Annotated in this window: 19 protein-coding genes and 1 tRNA gene; 5 read left to right on the top strand and 15 right to left on the bottom strand. The window is 37.5% G+C overall.

The genetic code is table 11. The features are described from left to right. Nucleotides 1–43: 43 nt before the first annotated feature. The 15 genes from ACYVFA_RS04960 to ACYVFA_RS04890 all read right to left on the bottom strand — a co-directional run bounded on the left by ACYVFA_RS04960 (nucleotide 44) and on the right by ACYVFA_RS04890 (nucleotide 18,803). Nucleotides 44–943: a hypothetical protein gene (locus ACYVFA_RS04960; RefSeq protein ID WP_460470697.1), complete on the bottom strand. Its 900-nt coding sequence runs from the start codon at nucleotides 941–943 to the stop codon at nucleotides 44–46. Nucleotides 944–949: 6 nt separating this feature from the next. Continuing rightward, entirely contained in the window at nucleotides 950–1,297 is a 348-nt protein-coding gene (locus ACYVFA_RS04955; RefSeq protein WP_460470696.1) for a heavy-metal-associated domain-containing protein, read from the bottom strand. Beyond that, nucleotides 1,294–1,521 carry a YHS domain-containing protein gene (locus tag ACYVFA_RS04950; RefSeq protein WP_460470695.1) on the bottom strand — a complete coding sequence of 76 codons (228 nt, stop codon included), beginning with the start codon at nucleotides 1,519–1,521 and terminating at the stop codon, nucleotides 1,294–1,296. Before ACYVFA_RS04950 ends, ACYVFA_RS04955 begins: the two co-directional genes overlap by 4 nt. Nucleotides 1,522–1,523: 2 nt before the next feature. After that, entirely contained in the window at nucleotides 1,524–2,564 is a 1,041-nt protein-coding gene (locus ACYVFA_RS04945) for a cytochrome-c peroxidase (protein WP_460470694.1), read from the bottom strand. Next, entirely contained in the window at nucleotides 2,564–3,373 is an 810-nt protein-coding gene (locus ACYVFA_RS04940; protein ID WP_460470693.1) for an MbnP family protein, read from the bottom strand. The genes ACYVFA_RS04945 and ACYVFA_RS04940 overlap by 1 nt, the downstream gene beginning before the upstream one ends. Before the next feature lie 148 nt (nucleotides 3,374–3,521). Further along, nucleotides 3,522–3,914 carry a hypothetical protein gene (locus ACYVFA_RS04935; RefSeq protein ID WP_460470692.1) on the bottom strand — a complete coding sequence of 131 codons (393 nt, stop codon included), beginning with the start codon at nucleotides 3,912–3,914 and terminating at the stop codon, nucleotides 3,522–3,524. A gap of 328 nt (nucleotides 3,915–4,242) precedes the next feature. Further along, nucleotides 4,243–5,670 carry a TolC family protein gene (locus tag ACYVFA_RS04930; RefSeq protein ID WP_460470691.1) on the bottom strand — a complete coding sequence of 476 codons (1,428 nt, stop codon included), beginning with the start codon at nucleotides 5,668–5,670 and terminating at the stop codon, nucleotides 4,243–4,245. Further along, complete coding sequence (locus ACYVFA_RS04925; protein WP_460470690.1) at nucleotides 5,642–8,887, bottom strand: efflux RND transporter permease subunit; 3,246 nt, start codon at nucleotides 8,885–8,887, stop codon at nucleotides 5,642–5,644. Before ACYVFA_RS04925 ends, ACYVFA_RS04930 begins: the two co-directional genes overlap by 29 nt. 83 nt (nucleotides 8,888–8,970) lie before the next feature. Beyond that, complete coding sequence (locus tag ACYVFA_RS04920; RefSeq protein ID WP_460470689.1) at nucleotides 8,971–10,053, bottom strand: efflux RND transporter periplasmic adaptor subunit; 1,083 nt, start codon at nucleotides 10,051–10,053, stop codon at nucleotides 8,971–8,973. Between the two features lie 115 nt (nucleotides 10,054–10,168). Next, a complete protein-coding gene (locus tag ACYVFA_RS04915) occupies nucleotides 10,169–10,576 on the bottom strand; it encodes a hypothetical protein (protein WP_460470688.1) in 408 nt (135 codons plus the stop codon). A gap of 529 nt (nucleotides 10,577–11,105) precedes the next feature. Then, complete coding sequence (locus tag ACYVFA_RS04910) at nucleotides 11,106–13,574, bottom strand: reprolysin-like metallopeptidase (RefSeq protein WP_460470687.1); 2,469 nt, start codon at nucleotides 13,572–13,574, stop codon at nucleotides 11,106–11,108. 320 nt (nucleotides 13,575–13,894) lie between these two features. Then, nucleotides 13,895–14,665, bottom strand: a complete 771-nt coding sequence (locus ACYVFA_RS04905) for a sulfite exporter TauE/SafE family protein (RefSeq protein WP_460470686.1) — start codon at nucleotides 14,663–14,665, stop codon at nucleotides 13,895–13,897. A gap of 121 nt (nucleotides 14,666–14,786) precedes the next feature. Then, complete coding sequence (locus ACYVFA_RS04900) at nucleotides 14,787–15,758, bottom strand: aldo/keto reductase (RefSeq protein WP_460470685.1); 972 nt, start codon at nucleotides 15,756–15,758, stop codon at nucleotides 14,787–14,789. A 138-nt stretch (nucleotides 15,759–15,896) separates the two neighbouring features. Then, nucleotides 15,897–16,460 carry a hypothetical protein gene (locus tag ACYVFA_RS04895; protein ID WP_460470684.1) on the bottom strand — a complete coding sequence of 188 codons (564 nt, stop codon included), beginning with the start codon at nucleotides 16,458–16,460 and terminating at the stop codon, nucleotides 15,897–15,899. Between the two features lie 246 nt (nucleotides 16,461–16,706). Beyond that, nucleotides 16,707–18,803, bottom strand: coding sequence for a molybdopterin oxidoreductase family protein (locus tag ACYVFA_RS04890; RefSeq protein WP_460470683.1), 2,097 nt, complete (start codon nucleotides 18,801–18,803; stop codon nucleotides 16,707–16,709). 172 nt (nucleotides 18,804–18,975) lie between these two features. Between ACYVFA_RS04890 and ACYVFA_RS04885 the strand changes: the two genes are divergently transcribed. From ACYVFA_RS04885 to ACYVFA_RS04865, 5 genes are all read left to right on the top strand, one after another. Then, nucleotides 18,976–19,048: transfer RNA gene (locus ACYVFA_RS04885), tRNA-Lys, on the top strand. Between the two features lie 544 nt (nucleotides 19,049–19,592). Beyond that, entirely contained in the window at nucleotides 19,593–19,772 is a 180-nt protein-coding gene (locus ACYVFA_RS04880; RefSeq protein ID WP_460470682.1) for a hypothetical protein, read from the top strand. A 3-nt stretch (nucleotides 19,773–19,775) separates the two neighbouring features. Next, nucleotides 19,776–20,003 (top strand): DUF305 domain-containing protein, encoded by a 228-nt coding sequence (locus tag ACYVFA_RS04875; protein ID WP_460470681.1) that lies wholly within the window; start codon nucleotides 19,776–19,778, stop codon nucleotides 20,001–20,003. 370 nt (nucleotides 20,004–20,373) lie between these two features. After that, nucleotides 20,374–21,612, top strand: coding sequence for a cation:proton antiporter (locus ACYVFA_RS04870; RefSeq protein WP_460470680.1), 1,239 nt, complete (start codon nucleotides 20,374–20,376; stop codon nucleotides 21,610–21,612). Nucleotides 21,613–21,653: 41 nt separating this feature from the next. Then, the gene (locus ACYVFA_RS04865; protein WP_460470679.1) at nucleotides 21,654–22,553 is read left to right on the top strand and encodes an ABC transporter ATP-binding protein; all 900 of its coding nucleotides are present in this window, start codon (nucleotides 21,654–21,656) and stop codon (nucleotides 22,551–22,553) included. Nucleotides 22,554–22,556 lie beyond the last annotated feature (3 nt).

The raw sequence follows: 22,556 nt of genomic DNA, 5'->3' as shown, positions 1-22,556 counted from the left end.
TGCATGAGGGCATTTTTTATGAATTTACAGTATTATTTCCCTATTAAAAATTCACTGTAAAACTTATACCATATTGTGGTAGTGACTTTAGTTCACCACCTCCCAGATTTTGGTAAATGGGAAGTCGATAAGATACTCCAACATTAAATCTACGGTAATACATTTCAACTCCTGCATTGGCAAGTGCCGCAAAACCTCCTGTTTGTGAATTACGTTGCCCTTCTTTTATATCTCTAAATCCGTAATCCATTAAAACACCTGCATTTGGCATAATAGAAAACACACCAAGACTTTTAGAATAAAAGGCTGTTAATGAGCCATTGATACGATTTCCAAAACGGTATTTAGCATTACTTTTGGTTGAAATCCTTCCACCAATCTCTGTATTTAAACCCCAATCATGGATTTTGATAGTATGAATAGCACTTAGCAGAAAATCTGTGCTTCCTGTACCTAACTGAAAATTAGGATTAATTTCATCCTCATACCCATATTCAAATTTCCCAGTAGCTAATTTTACCCCCCCGCCAATCATTAAACTTTGGTAAATATGGCTTGTATTAGTTGTATCCATAAATGTATTAAACACATTTACATGACCTAAAATAATTGCATCACCAATGCCGCTTTTTAAGGCTTCTGTACCGCTATTTAACAAAACCTGATGATTGTTATTATAAGGCACGAAAACCATTAATTGAAAATTTTTGATTGGATAAAACCTTGCCCATAATTCGGCCGTTTGAAAGGTTTCACGGGTTTTCAGTAATACACTATTCAAGTGAGAATCATAAGAACGGTATCTATAACGGATACCCGCAAATTGTGCACCTGCCCGTGGTGTGAGTCCAACAAACGCACTGCCATTGGCACAGCCACATATATCGCAGGCAAAAACCTGAATATGGCTGATTAATAATCCTATAAGGAGTAATTTTTTCATATTATTCTATTTACAGATAGTTATATTGCTTTCACAACAATACCTTAAAATTTCTCTTTTCTTTACGTTTGCTTTTAATTCATCCGCATCATAACCAATCGAAATAATATATTGCTTCAATTTTTCGGGACTGGTCTTGGTTGCATCATAAGAAATCTTGATTGTTTCTTTTACCCAATCAACTTTCACGTCCTTTACCCCTTTTTCAAAATAGATACTTTTCCCTAACTTAAACTGACAAATATTACAAATACGTTTAGTCTTTATAATACAGTTAGAAGGCTTTTCATTCTCTAAAACTAAAAGACCTGACAGATTAAAAGTTAGCGTTGAGATGAATTTTTTTCGATTCATTTCTTTACATATTTCTCAGGGTCTTTATCGAATTTCTCTTTGCAAGACTTACCGCAAAAGCCATGTTGCTTTTCTTTATAAACACTTACAAGCGACGTTCCTTTTTTTACTTTCATGCCACAAACAGGGTCTTTACCATCTTTTTCTAATTTAGAAGTTGGTTCCTGACTTATACCATTGAAAACAATCATTCCAAATAATATAAAAGCAAAATATTTTTTCATGTTTAAATGCCAAATTTTTTGTTTTTCAAAAATTCTTCATCCGTTAATGTTTTCAGAAATGCAGTCAATTTTGCTTTCTCATCTTTGTTGAGTGCAATACCTAACGTTTGATTATTCTTTAATGAACCATCTAATGTTTTTGAATCTATTATGCCATCTGTATAATGATTCAAGACAGCATCTAAACTATAAAAACGCCCATCGTGCATATAAGGGGCTGTTACGGCAATGTTCCTTAGACTTGGTACTTTAAACTTATAACTGTCTTCTTCTGATGCTGTAATACGTTGCCTACCCGTATCATCTTTATTATAAACAGGTAGCCCATTATTACGATACGAATGGTCAGTAAATAGTTCACCCGAATGACAAGAGGCACATTTTTGTTTAAAGATATCTAATCCTTCTAATTCATCAGTACTAAGTGTGCCGCCTGTCTCTTTCCTTATATACTTATCATAGCGTGAATTGGCTGATACCAGTGTAAGCATAAATTGTGAAAGTGCTTTCAGGAATCTTTCAGTTGTAATTTCTTTACTTCCGTAGGCCTTCTGAAAAAGCGTAGCATATTTTTCCTGTTTACGTAGTTTCTCTAAAACGTTTCCTAATTTTTCGTCCATTTCTACTGGGTTTTCAATCGGAGCGATAGAAAATAAATCTAAATCAAATACGCCCCCATCCCAGAAAAATTCTTTTTGAAAAGCCATATTCTGAATAGGTGGGGCATTGCGGATGCCAATCTTGTTATCAATACCATGGCTTAAATCATGTCCATGATGGGTGAATGCATACGGTTGGCTATGACATTCAGCACACGAAATTGTTCCATCTCTTGATAAGTTCCCATCAAAGAAAAGTGCTTTACCTAACTCGAAGCCGTCATTAGTAATAGGGTTCTTAGAAAAATCGTACACCGGTTTGGGGAAATTAGCAGGAACCGTGAAAAGTTCTTCGGGTTTAACCTCTTGGGAGCTATCTTTTGAACAAGCAACTCCCAAGTAAATCAAACTGCTAATAACTAATATAACGAACTTTGATTTCATTATTTTTCTTCGTTATGAACATGGTCTACAATAAAACTTTTTGCATAGTTCTGACCTATTGGAATACCTGCTTCGGGTGCATGGGTCATATAAGAAGTAGCAATGCTTACTTTATTTACCCCACTAAACACTTTTTGAACATCATTAATAATATGAATTTGTGGTGAAACATTACCTCTAACTTGTGCCGTTGTAGTAGTTATTGGTAAGATAATAGTTTTAAGATTGTTTGGTGTCTTACCTGTCATCCCACCAAAACCACCAACGTGAAACTGATACTCAGTCATATTCATCATGTTTGGTGGAATGGCACTTGATTTTCCTTCCATTTTGAAGAAGATGTAACCCATGTTCCAAGACCAATACATGTTATCGTCACCATAAGAAGCAGGGTCAAGTACACCTGTGCGTTGACCAACATCAGATACCGATTTTAAGCTATCTACGCCAATCATGTACGAAACCTCATTGTAATTACCAGCAGGAACATTTTCGAGTTTAATAAGCCATGAAGTAGGGTCTGAATGCTTTACAAGAAAATATTTATCAGAGAACTTTATTACATTACCATTCTCATTTTTAAGAGAAATGTTTGAAACGAAGTAATTAAGGCGTGTAACTGTAAAATCTTCATTCAAAGAGTTTTTTGCTGTGGTTGTACCTAATACTAGTTTTTGGTCGCCAATACGATTATCAAATTCAAGCGTTACTGTATTTTTATCATTAGGATTGATAGCATCTTCCTTTTGGCATGAAACAATGATAAGAGATGCAAAAAGGGCAATAAACAAATATGAGAAGTTTTTCATTATTGTAAATGTATAAATATGCGTTTTTGAGATACATATTAGCATACCTCAACAAACACAGATGATTTGTTTTGAAATAAAATATATAGAAATAAGTAAATAGCCATCCGAAAGGAGTTTGGCTATAAAACATCAATAATAGAATGTATTATTGGTATAAAGGGGGATGAAAAATAGAAGATGAAAAATCAATTGTTGTCTTTTCTGCAAAGGAGAAATTATTAACAGAAAAATCTTTAATCTCAACCACATTAGTAAAATCAAAATTACTTTGACTTTCAAATGTATTTATTTCTAAGAGTTTATAAATGAAGTTTTGAAGGGCGTTTTGTTCTTCTTTTTCGGTCTGTGCATGAATTTTTTTAGCCAAAAAACATTTACCATCGCAATGTAATTCAGGCTTGTTCTTATTAACGCAGTAGTTTTTGATAATAAAGTCTTTACGAAGTTCATAATCTAAGCAAATGAAAGGAACTACAAACGATTTCACCACTAAAGCGAGTGAAAGGAATATAAGTCCTATTTGCTTGAATTTAAACATGAGTACAAATGTAGTGCATAATTAAGAATCTTAGTATTTTTTTTATCTAAACTTCCTGTTAAATTAAATCAGGCACTTATATAAAACGAAAATACACTTCTGTATTGTTAATAGTATGCAAAGAATTAAGCTCTGAATATTTTACTTAAAACCAAAAGTATAACTTCCCCAATAACTTTAGTCGGCTTCTTCAAGATTAATATAAGAATCATGTATGGGTAGTAATTATTGCCGTTTATTGTATCTCTTTCTTACAAAAAAATCGGTAGACACAAGCCCACCGATTTTTTCAGGTTTTCAAAATATGTACTAATTGAAGAATAACCAATTACTTCCAACCACCACCTAATGCCTTATAAATATTTACTTCGGCGTTCAGTTGTTTTTTCTTAATTTCCATCAATTCCATTTTTGCTTCGAGTGCTTCTCTCTGCGTTAATAGAACCTCGGTATAATCTGCTCTTGCTGATTTGAACAGGCTATTAGAGATTTCGATAGAACTGCTCAGAATATCTACCTGATTGGATTTGGTTACGTAACTTTCAGAGTAATTTTTATTCCCTGCCAATTGATTAATTACCTCCAGATGCGCATTCAAAACTGCTTGCTCGTATTTATATACTGCCTGAATCTGCTTTTCGTTGGCATTATAGTAATTGGCCTTAATCGCATTTTTGTTGATTAGGGGAGCAATTAAATCGCCCAGAAAATTAACGGCAAGAGATTTAGGATTAATCAGATAAATCGGATTAAATGCCTGTAAACCAATCCCTGCACGAAGGGTGATATTAGGATAAAAAGCAGCTCTTGCTACTGCAATATCCAGTTTTGCGGCCTCTAGTTCCTGTTCTGCCTGGCGGATGTCAGGACGATTGCTCAACAATTGCGATGGAACTCCGGCAGAAATCTTCAAAAATTGAATATTATTCAAATTGGCAGAATTACGCTTAACAGGCTGAGGATTTCTTGCCAGCAAATAATTAATCCGGTTTTCGGTTTCTATAATTTGCTGCTGAATCTCATATTTAAGGTTTTCGGTATTCAATACCTGCGCCATAAAACGATTTACCGCCAATTGGTTTACTCGTGCCGCATCTTTTTGCACTTTTACCATTTCAAGCGCATCTTTCTGAAGACCAATATTTTGTTGTACAATTTCCAACTGATTGTCTAGCACTACCAGTTCATAGTATGAGTTGGCAATTTCGGCAATGAGGTTTGTTACTACAAAATTTCTACCTTCAATTCCAGACAAATAACGCTTTACAGCAGCATCCTTGGCATTATGGAGTTTTTTCCAAACGTCTATTTCCCATGAAAATGTCCCCATCAAAGCCTGTTCACCAATATACTTCGGTAGTTTTTCCGATCTTGATTTCGCATCTTCTTCCGAAACACCATCCCAGGTATAATGGCCTGACTTCTCAGCACCCAAACCTGCGGTTAGAAAACCAAATGGCTGATACTCCCCTTTTCTGGCCATGATTTCGTTCCGACTGATTTCGATTTCATGAAGCATGATATTCAACTCCTGGTTGTTTTTAAGGGCTTCATCTATCAGGTCGGTCAGGTTACTATCGTTAAAATAGTTTCTCCAGACAATACTTTCGGCTTTAGTAGTATCCGCATTCATTGCGTACTTGTCTGGCAATGAATTGGTGACTGTTTTGGTTGGCAGGTTTTCTACCTTACAGCTACCTAATGCAACAATCAGTCCTAGAAAGACACTATATCTTTTTATTCTTTTGTTCTTCATTTTGATTCAAGATTTTTGAAATTAACTTTCTAAGTCTACTTTGTTCACCCAATTCAGTTTGCCCTTCTACTAAATCTTCACTCAATGTCATGACGGCTTCATCATTAATTAATTTTCTGCCATCAATCAGTGTACCGAAAATATAATATAGCCCTGGCACAATTAATACCCCGAAAATTGTTCCGAACAACATCCCTCCCATGGCAGAAGAGCCGATGGTTTTATTACCTACTGCACCCGCACCATGTGCTCTAACCAGTGGTATCATACCCGCAATAAAGGCAAAAGAGGTCATAAGGATAGGTCTGAAACGCTCTTTTGCACCCTCAATAGCAGCTTGCAACACCGTAACACCTTCGTTACGTTTTTGAATGGCGAACTCTACGATCAATACGGCGTTTTTACCTAATAGACCCGTAAGCATGATCAGACCAATCTGAGCAAATACGTCATTACTCAATCCCATTCCTTTTAATAATAAGAAAGAGCCGAATATACCCGGAGGTAAAGACAGAATAACGGCCAGCGGCATGATAAAGCTTTCGTATTGGGCTGCCAAAACCAGATAAACGAAGAATACTACCACCATGAAAATGATGATTGCTTCATTTCCACGACGAGCCTCATCGTATGACAGACCTTCCCAGGCAATATCGTAACCTTTAGGTAGAGCCGTTGCAGCTACTTCACGAATCGCACTAATTGCATCACCTGAAGTATAACCCGGAGCCGGAACCCCATTGATAAGGGCTGATGTATATAAATTATATCTGGCAATCTCGTTAGGCCCTTGTGTCTTTTTAATAGTTGTAAAAGCTGAATAAGGCACCATTTCTCCCTGATCATTTTTGATGAACATATTCAAAATATCAGTCGGGTCTTTTCTGAAAGCAGGGTCAGCTTGTGTATAAACCTTGTAGTATTTATTAAAGCGTATAAAACCTTGCTCGTATGTACTACCAATCATAATATTCAGGTTTTCCATGGCTTTACCTACTGAAACCCCTTTTTGCATCGCCAATACATTATTTACTTGTATCTCGTATTGAGGATAGTTGGCAGAATAAAAAGTAAATAAACCTGAGAGTTCCTTACGTTTTTTCAAGGCAGCCACAAAGTCTTTATTTACCTGATCGAATTTCTGGTAGTCTACGTCGCTACCTTTATCTAATAAACGAACCGCAAAACCTGAAGATGCACCATAACCCGGTACCGCTGGTGGCTCGAAATATTCAATAACCGCTCCGATATTTTTTGTTTTCTCCTCCAGCTCTTCAATAATCTCTTTCACCGATTCTTTTCTCTCCGACCAGTCTTTCAAGTTAATTAAACAGGTACCAGCATTAGAACCACGACCTTCGGTCAGGATTTCATAACCTGCCATAGCCGTTACCGATTGTACACCCGGCGTTTCTTTAGCTATTTTCTGTAGTTCCATTGAAACTGCATTCGTTCTTTCAAGGGTAGTACCAGGAGGTGTCTGAATAATCGCATAAATCTGCCCTTGGTCTTCACCCGGAATGAAACCAGCTGGTAGAATAGTGTTGATCCCCATAATACCTGCTGCGAAAAGTATTAATACCCCAAAAGTCACCACTCTACGATTCACAATTACTGTCAGGAATTTGGTGTATTTACCTAACAACCATTCAAATCTTCTATTGAACCAATCGATAAACTTATCAATAGGTGATTTTTTGCGCGCTTGTCCATGTGTATTTTTCAAAATCATGGCACATAATACAGGCGTAAGCGTAAGAGCCACCACACCGGAAAGTACGATAGACGAAGCCATTGTAATGGCGAATTGTCGGTAAAGTACCCCCACCGGACCTGTCATAAATGCTACCGGTACAAATACCGCTGTCATGATCAGGGTAATCGCTATAATCGCCCCACTGATTTCGCTCAATACTTTCTGTACAGCTTTGAAAGGCGTTAAATGTTCATCATGCATCTTTACGTGCACCGCCTCTACTACCACAATGGCATCATCGACCACAACCCCGATGGCTAATACTAAGGCAAAGAGCGTGATAAGGTTGATACCAATCCCAAAGAACTGCATGAAAACGAATGCACCAATCAACGAAACCGGTACGGCCAAAGTTGGAATCAAAGTAGAACGGAAATCTCCTAGGAAAAGGAATACCACTAATGAAACCAGAATAAATGCCTCTAAGAGCGTATGCAATACCTGATCAATAGAAGCATTTACGAAGCTTGAAACGTCATAGTTGATTTCGTAATCAACGCCCGGAGGGAAGTTTTTCTTCAACTCTTCCAGTTTTGCTTTTACATCACCAATAATTTTATTGGAGTTACTACCAGGGTTTTGTTTCAGGATTAAGGAAGCCGAAGGATAACCATCTTTATTGGTATAAATATCCACAAACTCACTACCTACCTCTACGTTGGCTACATCTTTCAATCTTAAAATCTCACCTTCAGAGTTTGCCCTGATGATGATGTCTTTATACTGCTCAGGCTTATTGTACCAGCCCTGATAAGTAAACACGTACTCGAGTGACTGGGCAACCTTACCGGAACTCAAACCCACACGACCCGGACGCCCCAATACACTTTGTTCATCAATGGCAGTCAATACTTCATCAGCAGAAATATTATAGGCTCTCATTCTGTCAGGATTCAACCATACACGAATAGAGAAGGCACGGCTACCAACAATTTCAGAACGACCTACCCCACTGATACGTTGTAATTCAGGTACAACCAGGTTATCAGCATAGTTAAACAAGAACTTCTGGTCATACTCTTTATCTGTACTATAAAAGTTGACATACATCAACATACTCGGCTGTACGGGTGTAATAATAACCCCCTCACGTTGTACTAAAAGAGGTAAGTTTGCCCAAACCTGATCCACACGGGTTTTTACACGAGCTGCTGCAATGGTTGGGTCGGTGCCTGGGTCAAATACAATCTGAACTGTTGCTTCACTGGCACTTGTTGCATCCGACATCATGTATTGCATACCCGGCACACCATTGATGGCACGCTCCATGATAGTCAGGGTCGATTTTACCAATACGTCTGCATTTGAACCAGGGAACTCAATGAAAATATTTACCCGTGGCGGGGCTATTTCAGGGAATTGGGATATGGGGCGCGTAAAAATCGACAACACCCCCAAAAAGACGATCGCCAGAGACATGGCAATAGCCAGGACTGGTCTATGTATGAATTTACTAAACATTTTTTCTGAGTTTTGTCAATACCTTATGGGTTGCGAATAGTCGCACCATCTAAAACCAATAAGGCTTTTGATAAGATTAAAAATTACTCTGCGTGAAGGTTTTTCAACTCTTCAACAACCGTCCGGTAAGGTTTAAATTTAGTTTTAACGTGGTCGCCGTTTTTAACTTTACGTAAACCCTCAACTATAATTTTATCATTTGTAGACAAGCCGCTCGTAACCGTATAAATATGAGGCATTTCTAAGCCAGTTGTGATTTGTCTGGTTTGAACAACGCCTTTTTCATCTACTACAAATACAAATTTTTTATCAAGAATATCAAAAGTAGCTTCTTGTGGAATCAAAAGGGCATCTTTCACATGCGAAGGCATCAGGATTGTGCCTGTTTCTCCATGACGTAAAATACCTTCCGGATTCGGGAATGTGGCACGGAAAGCGATGTTTCCGGTTTCATTGTTAAAATCAGCTTCAACCGTTTCAAAAAGACCATCATGATTGAAAATCTCATTATTGGCCATCAATAATTTTACTTTTTGAGGTCCTTCTTTTTTGATGCGGGTAGCATACTCCAGATATTCAGCTTCCGGAACATTGAAATAAACCCACAATTTACTGTTATCAGATAAGGTAGTCAATAATTCTCCTTCGTCTACCAGACTTCCCAATCGCATATGGAATCTATCCATGATACCACTAAAGGGAGCATTAACACTTGTTAGACCCAGGTGAGTACTTGATAATTTTAAGTCAGCTTTTTCACGGTCAAGTTTTGCTTTAGCTAGAGCCAGTTCTTGTGGTGAAACAATGTTTTTATCGGCTAGTATTTTGGTATTCTGGTACTCAATTTCAGCGTATTCTACGTCAGCTTTCGACTTTTCCATTTCAGCCTGATACACCAGAGGCATAATCTGAAACATAGGTTGCCCCTGTTTGATATGCTGACCCTCATCAACAAATATTTTTGTTAAATACCCTCTTTCCAGAGAGCGCAGTTCGATGTGATTGCTGGCTCGAATCTGGCAGACATACTCCTTATTAATAGAAGTATCAACCTTTATCGGGCTACTTACTATAAATTCAGATACCTCTTCTTTTGTGTGCTCAGCGTGGTTGCAACCTGCTATATACAATGCAGAGATTGCTAAAAAAATGATTGAATATTTCATGAATATTTTAAAAATAAGAATGGTAAGCCTATTGATTGAAAGAAATTTTCAAACTAAATAATGCCTTAAAAAACCTTTGAAAATTTAGATTTTAAATCCAGATGTAAGCAACCAATTAATTAAATGGGATCTTCCACGAATGATGGAGTAAGAAAAAGGGGATCGTAATTCGTTTTTGAAGAGATAAATTAAAATTTATAAACGAACTCTCTAGAAAATTATAATTAAAATAGGATATGTGTAAAGGGAATTCACTTTCAATAGTGTCGTCCCCTGTACTTTCGTCGGTAGGATCTACTTCTTCTCCTGAACTCAGGATTGATAATAAATCGTATGGAATAGTTGAGTCCCAATCCTGAGAGACACTATTGGCAGTATTGTCTTGACTTGCTGTGAAATAATAGCCTTGTATTTTTTCGTAATTAGCGCTACTGCCTTTAACAAAAATAGAAGTAACCAAAAACAAGCCACAAAATATCCCGAATATTTTGAGGAGGTGACTCGTTATACTATTTCTATTCATAATTTTCATATCTCTATACAAAGCTAACAAACCATTTTTAAATATTGATATAGTTGCTATGTAGACCTGTTTTCATTTCTGATAAATACAATATAGCAACAAAAGTCAATTTATTGATAATCAATATATTGCAATCATAAAAACACAATATTTCTTGAAATAATGAAAATTTAATGTGCAAATTTTAATCACATTTTAACTGCTTATAGCCCTATTAAAACTCGCTTTCTGACTCCAACCTTATGAATATTTGCCATATCATTTTTTTAGATAACAACCAAATCTTTGCTTGCAAAGAAATAAAACGAACCATCCATTACTTATTTGACCCACTTTTGAATAGCTCACTGATAAAAAATGATGTGGTTACTCATACAATTACTAGCAGCTATACATCAATTTTACAGCATAAAAAAAGTCCGCGTTTGGACTACTCTCAAAAGTTAGACACTTATTGAGGCAGTGCAAACAGGGACTTTTCTTATACTATCTCTATACTGAATTCTATCAGGCTATGAATTTAAAAGTCTCATGGACAACCTTCTATGCTAGCCTTGAAAGTACTTCCGCTCTGTGTTTCGAAGCCTGTATTTAATACAATAGCATTACCTGCTTTATAATCTACTTTAGCTGGTGAAATCACTTTATTAGAAGCAGTAATAGTTTGGGTAGCAGCAAATGCAGTACTTCCGCTTGAAATATTAGCTGTCAGGTTTACGGCAGGAGCATTTACTAAAACTGTGCTGGTTGCTACTCTTGAGCTTTTAGTATTTCCACTCTCACAAGTGGCATAATATGTCGTATTGGCTGTTGGGCTTTGGCTCAAGCCATTACCTGTGCCAAGGGCAGAGCCTCCAGTTGGTACATTATACCATGTTATTACGCCTGCGGCACAATTGGCTGATAAAGTAACGCTGGTACCACTACAAATAGCTGTTGAGCTTACCAATACATTGGTTGGAGCAGCAATACTACCCGAAGTAATAGAAAAATTACTGTTGGAAATATCGAAGAAGATATTATTGCTGCTTTCTACCTTGATGCGGGCAGTAGCTGTGTTTACATTGGGGAGTATAATTGATTCTGTGCCATCATTAGGTGTATTAGCGGCAAGGGTAATAGGGAATGTTAATCCACCATCAGTTGAGAGCAGAATATTTACCTGAGCACAATTGACAGGGGCGGCTGTGGTATTAGCTACGCTCCAGGTAATTATTTTACTTGTATTGCCTGTATAGGTTCCAGCCAGATTAGTAGTTTCTAAAAATGGTCCTGAATTGGCATCAACTGTTACAGTTACCTGGCTATAAGTAACTCCACCTACACCATCCCGCACAGTCATCCGATGGGTTGTGACTACCCCTACTGATGGGAGTTTATCGCCTATAGCTTTGTTTGTTCCATTCAAGACAGCCTCTAATCTTGGATAATATCTTATACCCGTAGCAACAGGAGGATAGCTTCTGAAAAAGGGAGCCTTGGTATTATCACTTAAGGTAGTAGGATCTGGCACAACAGTTCCCACGTTAGTTCCTTCCCACGAATAGCTTAATACATTGCTGCTATTCGCATCAGAAGCTGTGCCTTTTAATACAAACGGTGTTGATTTTGGGATAGTGATATTGGCAGGAAACGAATTTATTACCGGAACCGTATTGTTGGTATTCGTAGTGGTAAAACAAGTTAAAGTAGCAATATAGGCCTCTGCCTGAGCATAGCTAACTGTATGAAAATTCAAAAAAGGCTGATAGGATGATTCATAATCGTCATTCCCTGTTTCATCGCTACAAGTATAGCCATAACTCATAATGGTGGTACCAGACCCCGGCTCAACAGAAGTGCCTGGCTCACGAGTAGTACAAACCGGAATAGAGCTATTATAGCTATGACTCATACCAAATTGGTGCCCCATCTCATGTGTTATTAACTGGTCATCAAAAACGGGTGCAAAAGAACCGTCACCTACGCCAGATACGCCTGCTCCTTTAACGTCGTTATTACAAGCCGAAGGACTAAAAGCAATACCTCCTCCTGAGCCAAGCGCAGTTCCTAAAACGTGCCCTATATCATAGTTAGCATTTCCAATGATTGAATCTAATGCCATTTGATTTTGCTCTAACATTGCTGTCTGGTCATTATTGTTATAAGGGTCGGTAGCAGTATTGGTAAAGACCACATTTACATCACTTACTAAGGTAAACGCCACACTTAATTCAGCACGATAAACGGCATTTACTCTATTTACATAACCAACCAATCCGGCAAAGGCATTATTTTTATTACCCCCATATACCGCTTGCTGAGTAAATTCAGCATCGGCAGCCATGGCTAGCCGAAAAGTACGGAGCGTGGCACCTGAATTATTAGTAGTAGCATTCGTACTCTTGACTCTATTATTATTGGTCTTCGGCAAAGTAATTTTTGTATCCAGCACGCCACATTTATTACCCGTTCCGGTAGTAGATTTCTGACTTTTAGGGCTTATCGCATCTTTGGCAAAATAAACCCGGTATAAATGGTCTGATGTGTCTTTTGAAACTTTATCATAATAAGCTGCGTCGTTATCAATCCCTAAAACAATTGCATTAAAACCTATGCCCGTAAAACTGATACGAATCGTATAATTCGTATTCGATTGACCTCTGCCGGTATAAGTTTTAATCTCCGGGTGGTTAGCGGCTACCTGTGGCGATAAAATCGGCGACTCAAACATATGAAAGGTTTCCATCTTTCCATTGGGCAAAGGGATTTCTAGTGGAAGCGCCACACCATTACTGAATTCAAGAGGAGCCTTTGATAAATAGGCTCTTAATTCGCTTTCTTTGAGTTGGTAAAAATCTGTTTTTTTAATGTTTTTTGAGAGAGAGGGGTCTGCACTTAAACGTGTATTTGATAAGTTTTCGGCGATAAAGTAGTTTTTCTGTGCCTTAGCACCGAGAGAACATAGCAATAACAGGCTCCAGTAGAGAGTCGCTTTAAGGTAAAAAGTTAACTTCATAAATAATGGTTAAAATTGTTAAGAAAATGACATGCGCTAACAGCCAATCTATTGATTGTCAGATTTTTAAATGGTCAGCTTGAAATTTTAGTAAATGAGTATGAGGAGAGAAAGCGCACTATAAGAAGCCGTAAAATAGCACTTAGATAGTTTTGCTCATGACATAAGGTGAACAAAGATAAAGAAAAAAGTATATGCTTGATTAAAGCAGATTATTTTATTTCTTAAATTTTAATGCTTAAATGGGAGTGAATCTATGTGGGTATAAAGTAGAGGCAATTAATATAAAGAATAGGTGGATAAACTGAGTCAACTCAAGTTTATTTAAAAATCTGTAACACATCATAGCCAAACCTCACTATTAATCCCAAAACCACAATCAAAAATATCACCCGCACAAAGGCATTGCCACGCAGAATAGCTATTTTGCTACCTACATACGAGCCTGCCATGTTACAAATCATCATCGGAAACGCTATCTGAAACATCACAAATCCCTTATTGATAAAGAAAATCAGCGAAGCAACATCTGCTATTACATTGACTACTTTTGAAATGGCTGATGCCGATAAGAAGCTGTAACCCACAATACTTACAAAACCAAATACCAGTAAGCTACCTGTACCCGGGCCCACAAAACCATTATAGAATCCTGTAGCCATTCCAATCAGCAATCCACAGAAAGGAATGACTTGTAAGCTAAAGCGAAGTTTTTCTTCTTGTCCTAAATCTTTTTTGCGATAGGTATAAATGGCTATTACACTCATTAAAATCAGGATAGTAGGCTTCAAAATGCGAGCGCTCATCATGCTTGATAATAATGCACCTGAATACGACATGACAGCTGCACCGATGCCAGCATAGATTACAGTTCTCCAGGGAATCTTCACTTTTTTGGCGTATTGATAGCCTGCCACGGCGGTACCCATAAACGAAGAAAAGCGATTAGTACCAATGACCTGTGGCACCGAATAAGAGGGAAACAAAATAAACAAAGCAGGGACTTGCACCAAGCCCCCGCCTCCTACTATAGAATCGATAAAGCCTGCAAAAAAAGCTGCGATACAGGCAATGGTTGTTGTTGAAAGCATAATACTATGGAGAAGGGAGAATGGAACAAGGAGAAAGGAAAAGTACCTTTTTCGGTTTTAAATTTTTCTGTTTAAAATTTATACCTTTTCCTTTTTCCATTCTCCATGTTCCGTTTTCCAACTATTGCGACCACTCTGTTGGGGTTCTGTCCCAACGATGGGTTTTGAGTTTTAAGCGGAGATTTTCGTCTAATTTTTTTCCATCGCTGCTACCGATATTGGCTTCTACGTGGCGTATTTTTCTCATACCCGGTATAATAGTATGTACATCGTCATTACACAAGATAAAGCGCAAAGCCATTTCGGGCATGGTCATACCTTCTGGTACTAATGGTTTTAGGGCATCGGCATGTTCTACACTTGGAATCAGGTTTTCTGGCACAAAATAAGTAGAACGCCAGTCATCAGCAGGAAAAGTAGTATCCTTCGTCAATAAACCTGTTAATGTTCCTTCATCAAATGGCACACGGGCAATTACACCAATATCCATTTTTTTACAAAGTGGAAACAATTCGTCCTCCGGATTCTGGTCGAAGATATTATAGATTACCTGTACGGTGTCTATTAAGCCTGTTTTCAAAGTCTCTAATACATTGTTCGGCTCCCAACGGTTTACGCTGACACCAAAGTTTTTTACCTTACCTTCCTGTTTCAGTTTGGTAACAGCTTCTTTCCAATCATCGTTATTGGCCCAGGCATCTTCCCAAACGTGGAATTGTTGCAGGTCAATGCAATCAACACCCAGATTCTTCAAACTCTTTTCTGTATACTCAATGATATGACTGGCCGGGAAACAATCTTCTAATAAAAAGTGTGATTTTGAAGGCCAGGTAAAGTTCTTAGGAGGAATCTTGGTAGCGAAATACAAGCGTTTATTCGCATATTTTTTTAATACATCACCCAAAATTTCTTCGCTTCTTCCGGCGCCATAGCCCCAGGCGGTATCAAAAAAATTACAGCCTAATTCAACTGAGCGGTCAAGCGACTGCCCTACTTCATCCTGGTCAGAGCCTGTCCAACCTGCTAATCCCCACATACCATACCCTATTTCGCTGACGTTCCAATCGGTACGTCCAAATCTTCTATACTCCATGGTTTTTTATAATTGTTTAATTTGAAATACAAAGTTTGGGAAAATGGAGAAAGGAACAAGGAGAATGTAAAAAGTATTGTAAAATTAATATTCATACTTTTTACTTTTTCCTTGGTCCATTTTCCTTTCTCCTATCTATTAAGCAAAATTCTTTTTCTTTACTACCGCAATAATCCATGCTACAATACCTATCAAAAATAATGCAATGCTGGTACCAAAGGCTATCCATTTGAACATTCCGGCATTAGAGGCAAAACTGGCCGCGTTATCAGCTCTTTCAGGGAAAGCATTGAGCATGGCAATAATACCTGCGTTTTCTGCAAAATCGCCAATAGTGGCTAGAATCGGAAAAATATTGAGCTGTTGAATAAAGCTATTAGCTGGGAATCCTTTTTTGAAGACATAACTAAGTAGCAAAACATTGGTAATGGTGTAAATTATCGGATAAACAATGTCAATGACTGCTTCGGCAAAGAAGTAATATTTTCTTCCTTCTTCCCCATAAGCCTTTAACATATTATAGGCTTCGTCGGGGGTGAATCCGAATTTCAGGTCTAAAACGCCTAATGTGTTTGTGGGGTCAAATTTGCCTTGCATATAAGGCAGAATGATGGCTGAAATAATCATTTGCAGAACAAAGAAAATCAGCACATTTCGCCCCGACGCATAGCGCCGAACGAAATTTGAAAAGGAAGTAAGCATTACAGTTTGAAGGTTAGATAAGTGAACTGATTGATTACAAATATAGAAGTTGTTTAGGATTATTCCTTCCATTCAAAGATGTGTTGTTTTGGTTACGCCTGCATCAAATAATTTCGACCATAGCTCTGCTATGGCTCTATCATTTGATTTGGCTCACTCAAAACACCCCTATTTTTAACAAGTAACGAAAATCCTAAACAACTTCATAAAAAACGAATGTAAATTTCTCTGTATTTATCCACTATTTCAGCGCACTTTTTCCACTTTTACGGCCACATTATTAAAAGCCGCATTGCCAGTCAGTTCATCTAAAACATACTCGTCTGTTAAATCATTAATGCTTACACCTGCGTATTTAGACGCAATATCTAATTGTACTCCTTTACGGGCATGTCCATAACCATGCGGCATACTCACTACCCCCTGCATCATGTGGTCGGTAATCTCAATGGGTATCTCCACGCATCCTACTCTTGAGGTTACTTTCACTATTGACTGGCTATCTAAATTGAGTTTTTGCGCATCTGCCGAATGCATCATCAGTGTACATCTGTTTCGGCCTTTCACCAATCGCTCCGAATTGTGCATCCATGAATTATTATCTCTTAAATGTCTTCTGCCAATTAATAGATAATCAAATCCCTTTTGAGCATCAGTAATTTTTAAAGATTGATAAAGCCTTGCTATGTCTTTCACCAAAAGTTCAGGAGCTATATTAATGCGCTTATCCGGTGTCAATAGCCGTTTTGGCAAAACTGGCTTTAATGCACCAAGGTCGATGCCATGCGGATTATCTTTTAATTGTTGTAAGGTGAGTTGATAAGGGCCAAACTGCAAACCCATATCTAATTTCACTTCTGGTGGTTCGGGTTTAAAAGGTGTATCAGGAGCGCTATTTAATCTGTGTACCAACTCCTGATATATTTCCCAATCATACTTAGTTCCTTCTGCTTTCGGGAATAGCGCTTCTGAGTATTTAGCCGTATTTCTGACTGCCAATACATGGAAAGTCATGTCATAATGTGGCACTTCCAGCCCGGTTGCAGGCGGCAAAATTATATGTGCATGGCGGGTAGTTTCGTTGATATAAATATCAATAGCTACCATAAACTCCAATTGCTCAAAAGCCTTGTCTGATTGCCCACCGTTAGGCGTAGAAAGGACAGGATTTCCGCAGCTGATAATCATGGCCTTAATCTGTGATTCGCCCTCCGTTAATATCTCTTCTGCCAGGGTAACCACCGGTAATTCACCTAAAAATTCAGGCAGTTTTCTGACCCTGCTTTGCCAGCGGTTAAATTTATTTTCTGGCTTAGCTCTTGCTAAAAAATCTACTGCAGGGCTGGTAAACATTGCCCCTCCTACACTATCCAGATTGCCTGTCAGTACGTTGATGGCATTAATCAACCATTGCGCAATACCTCCAAAAGTTTGTACAGATACACCTACTCTGCCATAACAAACGGCAGCCTTTGCCTCTGTAAAATCAGATATTAGTTGACGAATTTGCTTAGCAGAAATCCCTGTTTGTTTTTCTACTCTTTCGGGAGTAAAAGGTAAAGAAAGCTCTTTCAAAGCTTCAACACCATCTGTAAACTCAGCTAATCTCCCTAAATTCGCAAGGTTTTCAGCAAAAATAGTCTGAATCATTGCCAACAAAAGAAAAGCATCCGTTCCCGGTCTGATAAAATAATGTTCATCAGCTTTGGCAGCTGTTTCAGTAAAGCGCGGGTCGACTACTACCACTTTACCACCTCTTTTCTGAATAGCTTTCAGACGATTAGCTACATCTGGTACAGACATAATACTACCATTAGAAGCAATGGGATTCCCGCCAATAATGAGCATATAATCGGTATGGTCAATGTCTGGAATAGGCATCAGCATCGGATGCCCGAACATTTGCCAGGCAGCAAAATGATGAGGTAGCTGGTCGGCAGAGGTAGCAGAAAACAAGTTTTTGGTATGAAGTGCTCTGGCCAAACCGGGAGAATTCATAGAGGTACCCAAATTATGTACTGAAGGATTCCCCTGATACATGCCAACTGCATTGTTTCCGTATTTTGCTTGTATCTCTTTTATGCGGCTAATAACTTCTTCAAAAGCGTCTTCCCATGAGATTTGCTGCCAACCATCCGCAGTACGCTTAAGGGGGAATTTCAATCTATTGGGGTCTTCATAAATATCTTTTAGCGCTACTGCTTTAGGGCAAATATGTCCACGGCTGAAAGGGTCATTTTTATCTCCTTCTATCTTTATCACTTTCCCGTCTTCTACTTTGATTTCGAGCCCGCACATAGCCTCGCATAGGTTACAGGTACGGTAATGTGTCAATGTTTGCATAGGTTTAAAGCAGATAGTATAAAGCAAGTTAATAGTTTTTTAAGACACTTTTTTGAAGCAGAAAATAATTTTAGCTGAATTGATAGTTACAAATCAAAAAAAATTAAATTTGCATATATGACTGCACGGCGGCCGATGTCGTTGGATAACGTAATTGATTAATATATATATTGACTCCGTAGCTCAGTTGGTAGAGCAACTGACTCTTAATCAGTGGGTCGAGAGTTCGAGCCTCTCCGGGGTCACCTGATAATGAAGCATTTATGAGACTATTCTTGTAAGTGCTTTTTTATTTGCACAAGATTTGCACAGAAATTTTAGCAATAAATTTGCTCACAAATTATACTATCTTTTTTATAGAGTGGCCAAAACATATTCTACAGCATTATAATAAAGAAGTATAATCTTAAATTTAACTTCCTTGCTTTTCAATTTCAGCTTTTTTGATGTAAGCAATAAGACCTATTTGCAAAAAAATTAAAAATATCTATTTCTAACTAATTCATACTGAGCAAATTATTTTTGCTGTAATTATTGCCAAACAGTAGATATTAGAATAGATTATGTTACATTTGTCTATGAGTCACTGATTGACAAACGCTCTTCTCCTTTTGTAATCAATTACACTACCCTTGTAATAAGCAGTCATTTATTCCTCAACTTTAAATATTTAAAGCCATAAAAACTGATAACTACAAGAAGCTATGTTTTATTTTATTTGTGTCATTTGTCGTGATGTATGCCGTAATGTATTTAAATGTAAGTCAATTCGACCACATTTATCTGAGTATGACAAGATTCTACATGACCTTACTGATGGTCTTACCTATGGCAGTTCTGATGATTCTATTGATGCCCAAAATGTATGCAAATAAGAAATTAAATCTCATCATTATTCTGACTTGCATTATTACATTCGGTATCACATTGACATTTTTAAGAAAGCAGACTTTTATCAAGGACCAGTAATATATGAAAGGTATGATTTCTCATCACTCTTCTGCTATTTTGACATGTGAGCATGCTACTATTGAAGATGTCGAGGTAAGAAAACTGGCAAATCAAATAATAGAAAGCCAGAAAAAGGAAATAGAGCAAATGAAGAAATGCTGGATAGGATGGAAAAAGATAGCGTTGAATTGTTTTTGCGATAGAAGAGCTAATCAAAACGCATATCAGCAACTTTTAAATCCGCTTTGATAACTCGTGTTATTATTGCAGGCTTGACGCTCTTGATTTTTTAGGCCCTTATTTGTAATGGGATATCCAAAGGTCAATAATCTTTTGTGGTAAATTATTTTTCCGTTTATATTAGTGGTTCTTATTTCAAGCTATGCAGGTAGTTCAATTAAAACTTTATAAAGTATTGTTTTTGATGTAGTTATAGCATCCATTGGGTATTTATTCATATCCATAGCTTTGGAAAGAAAATTATACAAGATGTGCTTTTGGCATAGGACAAGGGAATAGAATAGTATTTACCTTTTCTAAGCGTTTTAGGGCCAATTGTACCTTTTATTAGCGGATAATTATCCTGAAATTTTAACTAAGAAGGCCTTATATTAACGACATGAACAGCTACTTTCTATTAATTATCCTCATTACGCTCTCAGCGGCTTTTGCCTATGTGAATCATCGGTTTATTAAAATGCCATTTGTGATTGGCTTGTTTTTCTTATCTACTATTTTTTCTCTGATTATCGTCAGTAGCAAAATCTGGGATTTTCAGCATTACCTGCTTGTCAAAAACATCATTGCCCAGACAGACCTTAGCTATGTTATTCTGGATGTAATGCTGGGATTTCTCCTATTTGCAGGTTCATTGCATACCCCCTGGAATGAAATAAAGAAACAATGGAAACCTATAGGGATATTTGCGGTGGGTGGGGTGATTGCCTCGACAATCATTATTGCATCTATTTTATCTCTTTTATGCGACTGGTTACAACTTCCGGTTAGTTTTATTCATTGTCTGGTTTTCGGCGCTTTAATTTCGCCAACCGATCCTATTGCCGTATTAGGAATCCTTACCAAAGCAAATGTCTCTAAACGGATTGAATCCACTATTGTTGGGGAATCTTTGTTTAATGACGGCGTGGGGGTAGTTATTTTTATAGCATTACTAGAGACCCTGAAACTAGGTAATTCCCACATTGATTTTGGACATTTTGCCGTACTCTTTATTCAGGAAGCTGTTGGAGGAATATTCTTCGGTTTAATTCTGGGCTATTTGTTATACTGGTTACTTAAATCAATTGATAATTATGAAACAGAAGTACTGATGACCATTGCCTTTGTGATGGCCGGGTATAGTCTTTGTTCATATTTCCATTTGTCAGGAGCTTTGGCAATGGTTATTATGGGGCTTTTTATCGGTAACTACAACCAAAACAAAGCCATGAGCGATACAACCCTGGAATATGTGCATAAATTCTGGGAGTTAATTGATGTCATCCTCAATGCTATTCTGTTTATTAGTATTGCATTTGTAGTCATTGTGATAGATTTCAAGTCTACCTATTTTATTGTGGGATTTGCTTCTATTATTATTGTACTTTTATCAAGGATAATAGTAGTATGGCTTCCGAATTTACTGCTGTCTGACCTTACTCGTTTTAAGCCGAAAGAAGCAAGACTTATCATATGGGGCGGATTAAGAGGTGGCTTGTCTATTGCGCTGGTGCTATCATTACCAGATAGCGAAGCCAAGCAAATTCTTATTATTGCTACCTATGCCTGTGTGGTATTTAGTATCCTGGTGCAGGGTTTAACTATTGGTAAAGTGGCAGCAAAGATAACTCAAAGCTAAAATCATTTCTTCAGTATTTTAAGTACTACAGAATTACTTCTATGGAAATAATCAGTACAAGAGATATCAGTAAATACTTTGGCAATACTGCTGCTATTGATCATATCTCTATTCATGTAAATGAAGGAGAAGTATATGGCTTTCTGGGGTTAAATGGGGCGGGTAAAACAACCCTCATCCGAATGCTGCTAGGTATGATTCAGCCAAGCAATGGAGAAATTTCTTTATTTGGCCGAAAACTGACACGTGATTTTAATTTGTGGAACAATATCGGGTATCTGGTAGAAACACCCTATGCCTATCCGAATTTATCAGTCTTGGAAAACCTTGAAGTCTATTATCAATACAGACAGCTAAGAGACAGAAAATTAATCAATAACATTATAGAGCAATTAAAACTAGGGCATTTTATACATACAAAAGCGCAACATTTATCTTTAGGCAATAAACAAAGGTTAGGTCTGGCAAAGGCACTGATACACAGACCCAAGCTATTGATATTAGATGAACCCATTAATGGCTTAGACCCCGAAGGCATTGCTGAGGTAAGAGAACTGTTAATTACACTGGCTAATGAAGGCTCTACTATTCTTCTTTCGAGCCATATACTCAGTGAAATAACAAAGGTAGCCGATCGAATAGGCATTATTCATCAGGGGAAACTTATTGATGAACTTTCTATCGGAGAGTTAAATAAAAGATTAGTAAAGAAAGTATTAGTCAATACGCACAATAACAAAAAGGCACTACAATATCTCATTGAGGCTCGATATGAAGTTATACTGAATGCTAATAATGAACTCGAAGTTATTAATGAATGTGCCATTACTAATCCTGAATATCTAGCAACTTTATTGGTTGAAAAAGAGATTCCACCCACTCAACTCTATTTACAAACCGAAGACCTTGAGATGTTTTTTTTGAGAACGATCAGACCCTAAGTC

It is taken from the genome of Emticicia fontis (genome assembly GCF_054779675.1).
Note: the sequence above shows the minus strand (reverse complement) of the source record. Positions and strands in the feature narration are given on the sequence as shown.

Coding starts and splice junctions, on each gene's coding strand:
- ACYVFA_RS04960 (WP_460470697.1), bottom strand. CDS start 943: ATGAAAAAATTACTCCTTATAGGATTATTAATCAGCCATATTCAGGTT.
- ACYVFA_RS04955 (WP_460470696.1), bottom strand. CDS start 1,297: ATGAATCGAAAAAAATTCATCTCAACGCTAACTTTTAATCTGTCAGGT.
- ACYVFA_RS04950 (WP_460470695.1), bottom strand. CDS start 1,521: ATGAAAAAATATTTTGCTTTTATATTATTTGGAATGATTGTTTTCAAT.
- ACYVFA_RS04945 (WP_460470694.1), bottom strand. CDS start 2,564: ATGAAATCAAAGTTCGTTATATTAGTTATTAGCAGTTTGATTTACTTG.
- ACYVFA_RS04940 (WP_460470693.1), bottom strand. CDS start 3,373: ATGAAAAACTTCTCATATTTGTTTATTGCCCTTTTTGCATCTCTTATC.
- ACYVFA_RS04935 (WP_460470692.1), bottom strand. CDS start 3,914: ATGTTTAAATTCAAGCAAATAGGACTTATATTCCTTTCACTCGCTTTA.
- ACYVFA_RS04930 (WP_460470691.1), bottom strand. CDS start 5,670: ATGAAGAACAAAAGAATAAAAAGATATAGTGTCTTTCTAGGACTGATT.
- ACYVFA_RS04925 (WP_460470690.1), bottom strand. CDS start 8,887: ATGTTTAGTAAATTCATACATAGACCAGTCCTGGCTATTGCCATGTCT.
- ACYVFA_RS04920 (WP_460470689.1), bottom strand. CDS start 10,053: ATGAAATATTCAATCATTTTTTTAGCAATCTCTGCATTGTATATAGCA.
- ACYVFA_RS04915 (WP_460470688.1), bottom strand. CDS start 10,576: ATGAATAGAAATAGTATAACGAGTCACCTCCTCAAAATATTCGGGATA.
- ACYVFA_RS04910 (WP_460470687.1), bottom strand. CDS start 13,574: ATGAAGTTAACTTTTTACCTTAAAGCGACTCTCTACTGGAGCCTGTTA.
- ACYVFA_RS04905 (WP_460470686.1), bottom strand. CDS start 14,665: ATGCTTTCAACAACAACCATTGCCTGTATCGCAGCTTTTTTTGCAGGC.
- ACYVFA_RS04900 (WP_460470685.1), bottom strand. CDS start 15,758: ATGGAGTATAGAAGATTTGGACGTACCGATTGGAACGTCAGCGAAATA.
- ACYVFA_RS04895 (WP_460470684.1), bottom strand. CDS start 16,460: ATGCTTACTTCCTTTTCAAATTTCGTTCGGCGCTATGCGTCGGGGCGA.
- ACYVFA_RS04890 (WP_460470683.1), bottom strand. CDS start 18,803: ATGCAAACATTGACACATTACCGTACCTGTAACCTATGCGAGGCTATG.
- ACYVFA_RS04880 (WP_460470682.1), top strand. CDS start 19,593: ATGACAAGATTCTACATGACCTTACTGATGGTCTTACCTATGGCAGTT.
- ACYVFA_RS04875 (WP_460470681.1), top strand. CDS start 19,776: ATGAAAGGTATGATTTCTCATCACTCTTCTGCTATTTTGACATGTGAG.
- ACYVFA_RS04870 (WP_460470680.1), top strand. CDS start 20,374: ATGAACAGCTACTTTCTATTAATTATCCTCATTACGCTCTCAGCGGCT.
- ACYVFA_RS04865 (WP_460470679.1), top strand. CDS start 21,654: ATGGAAATAATCAGTACAAGAGATATCAGTAAATACTTTGGCAATACT.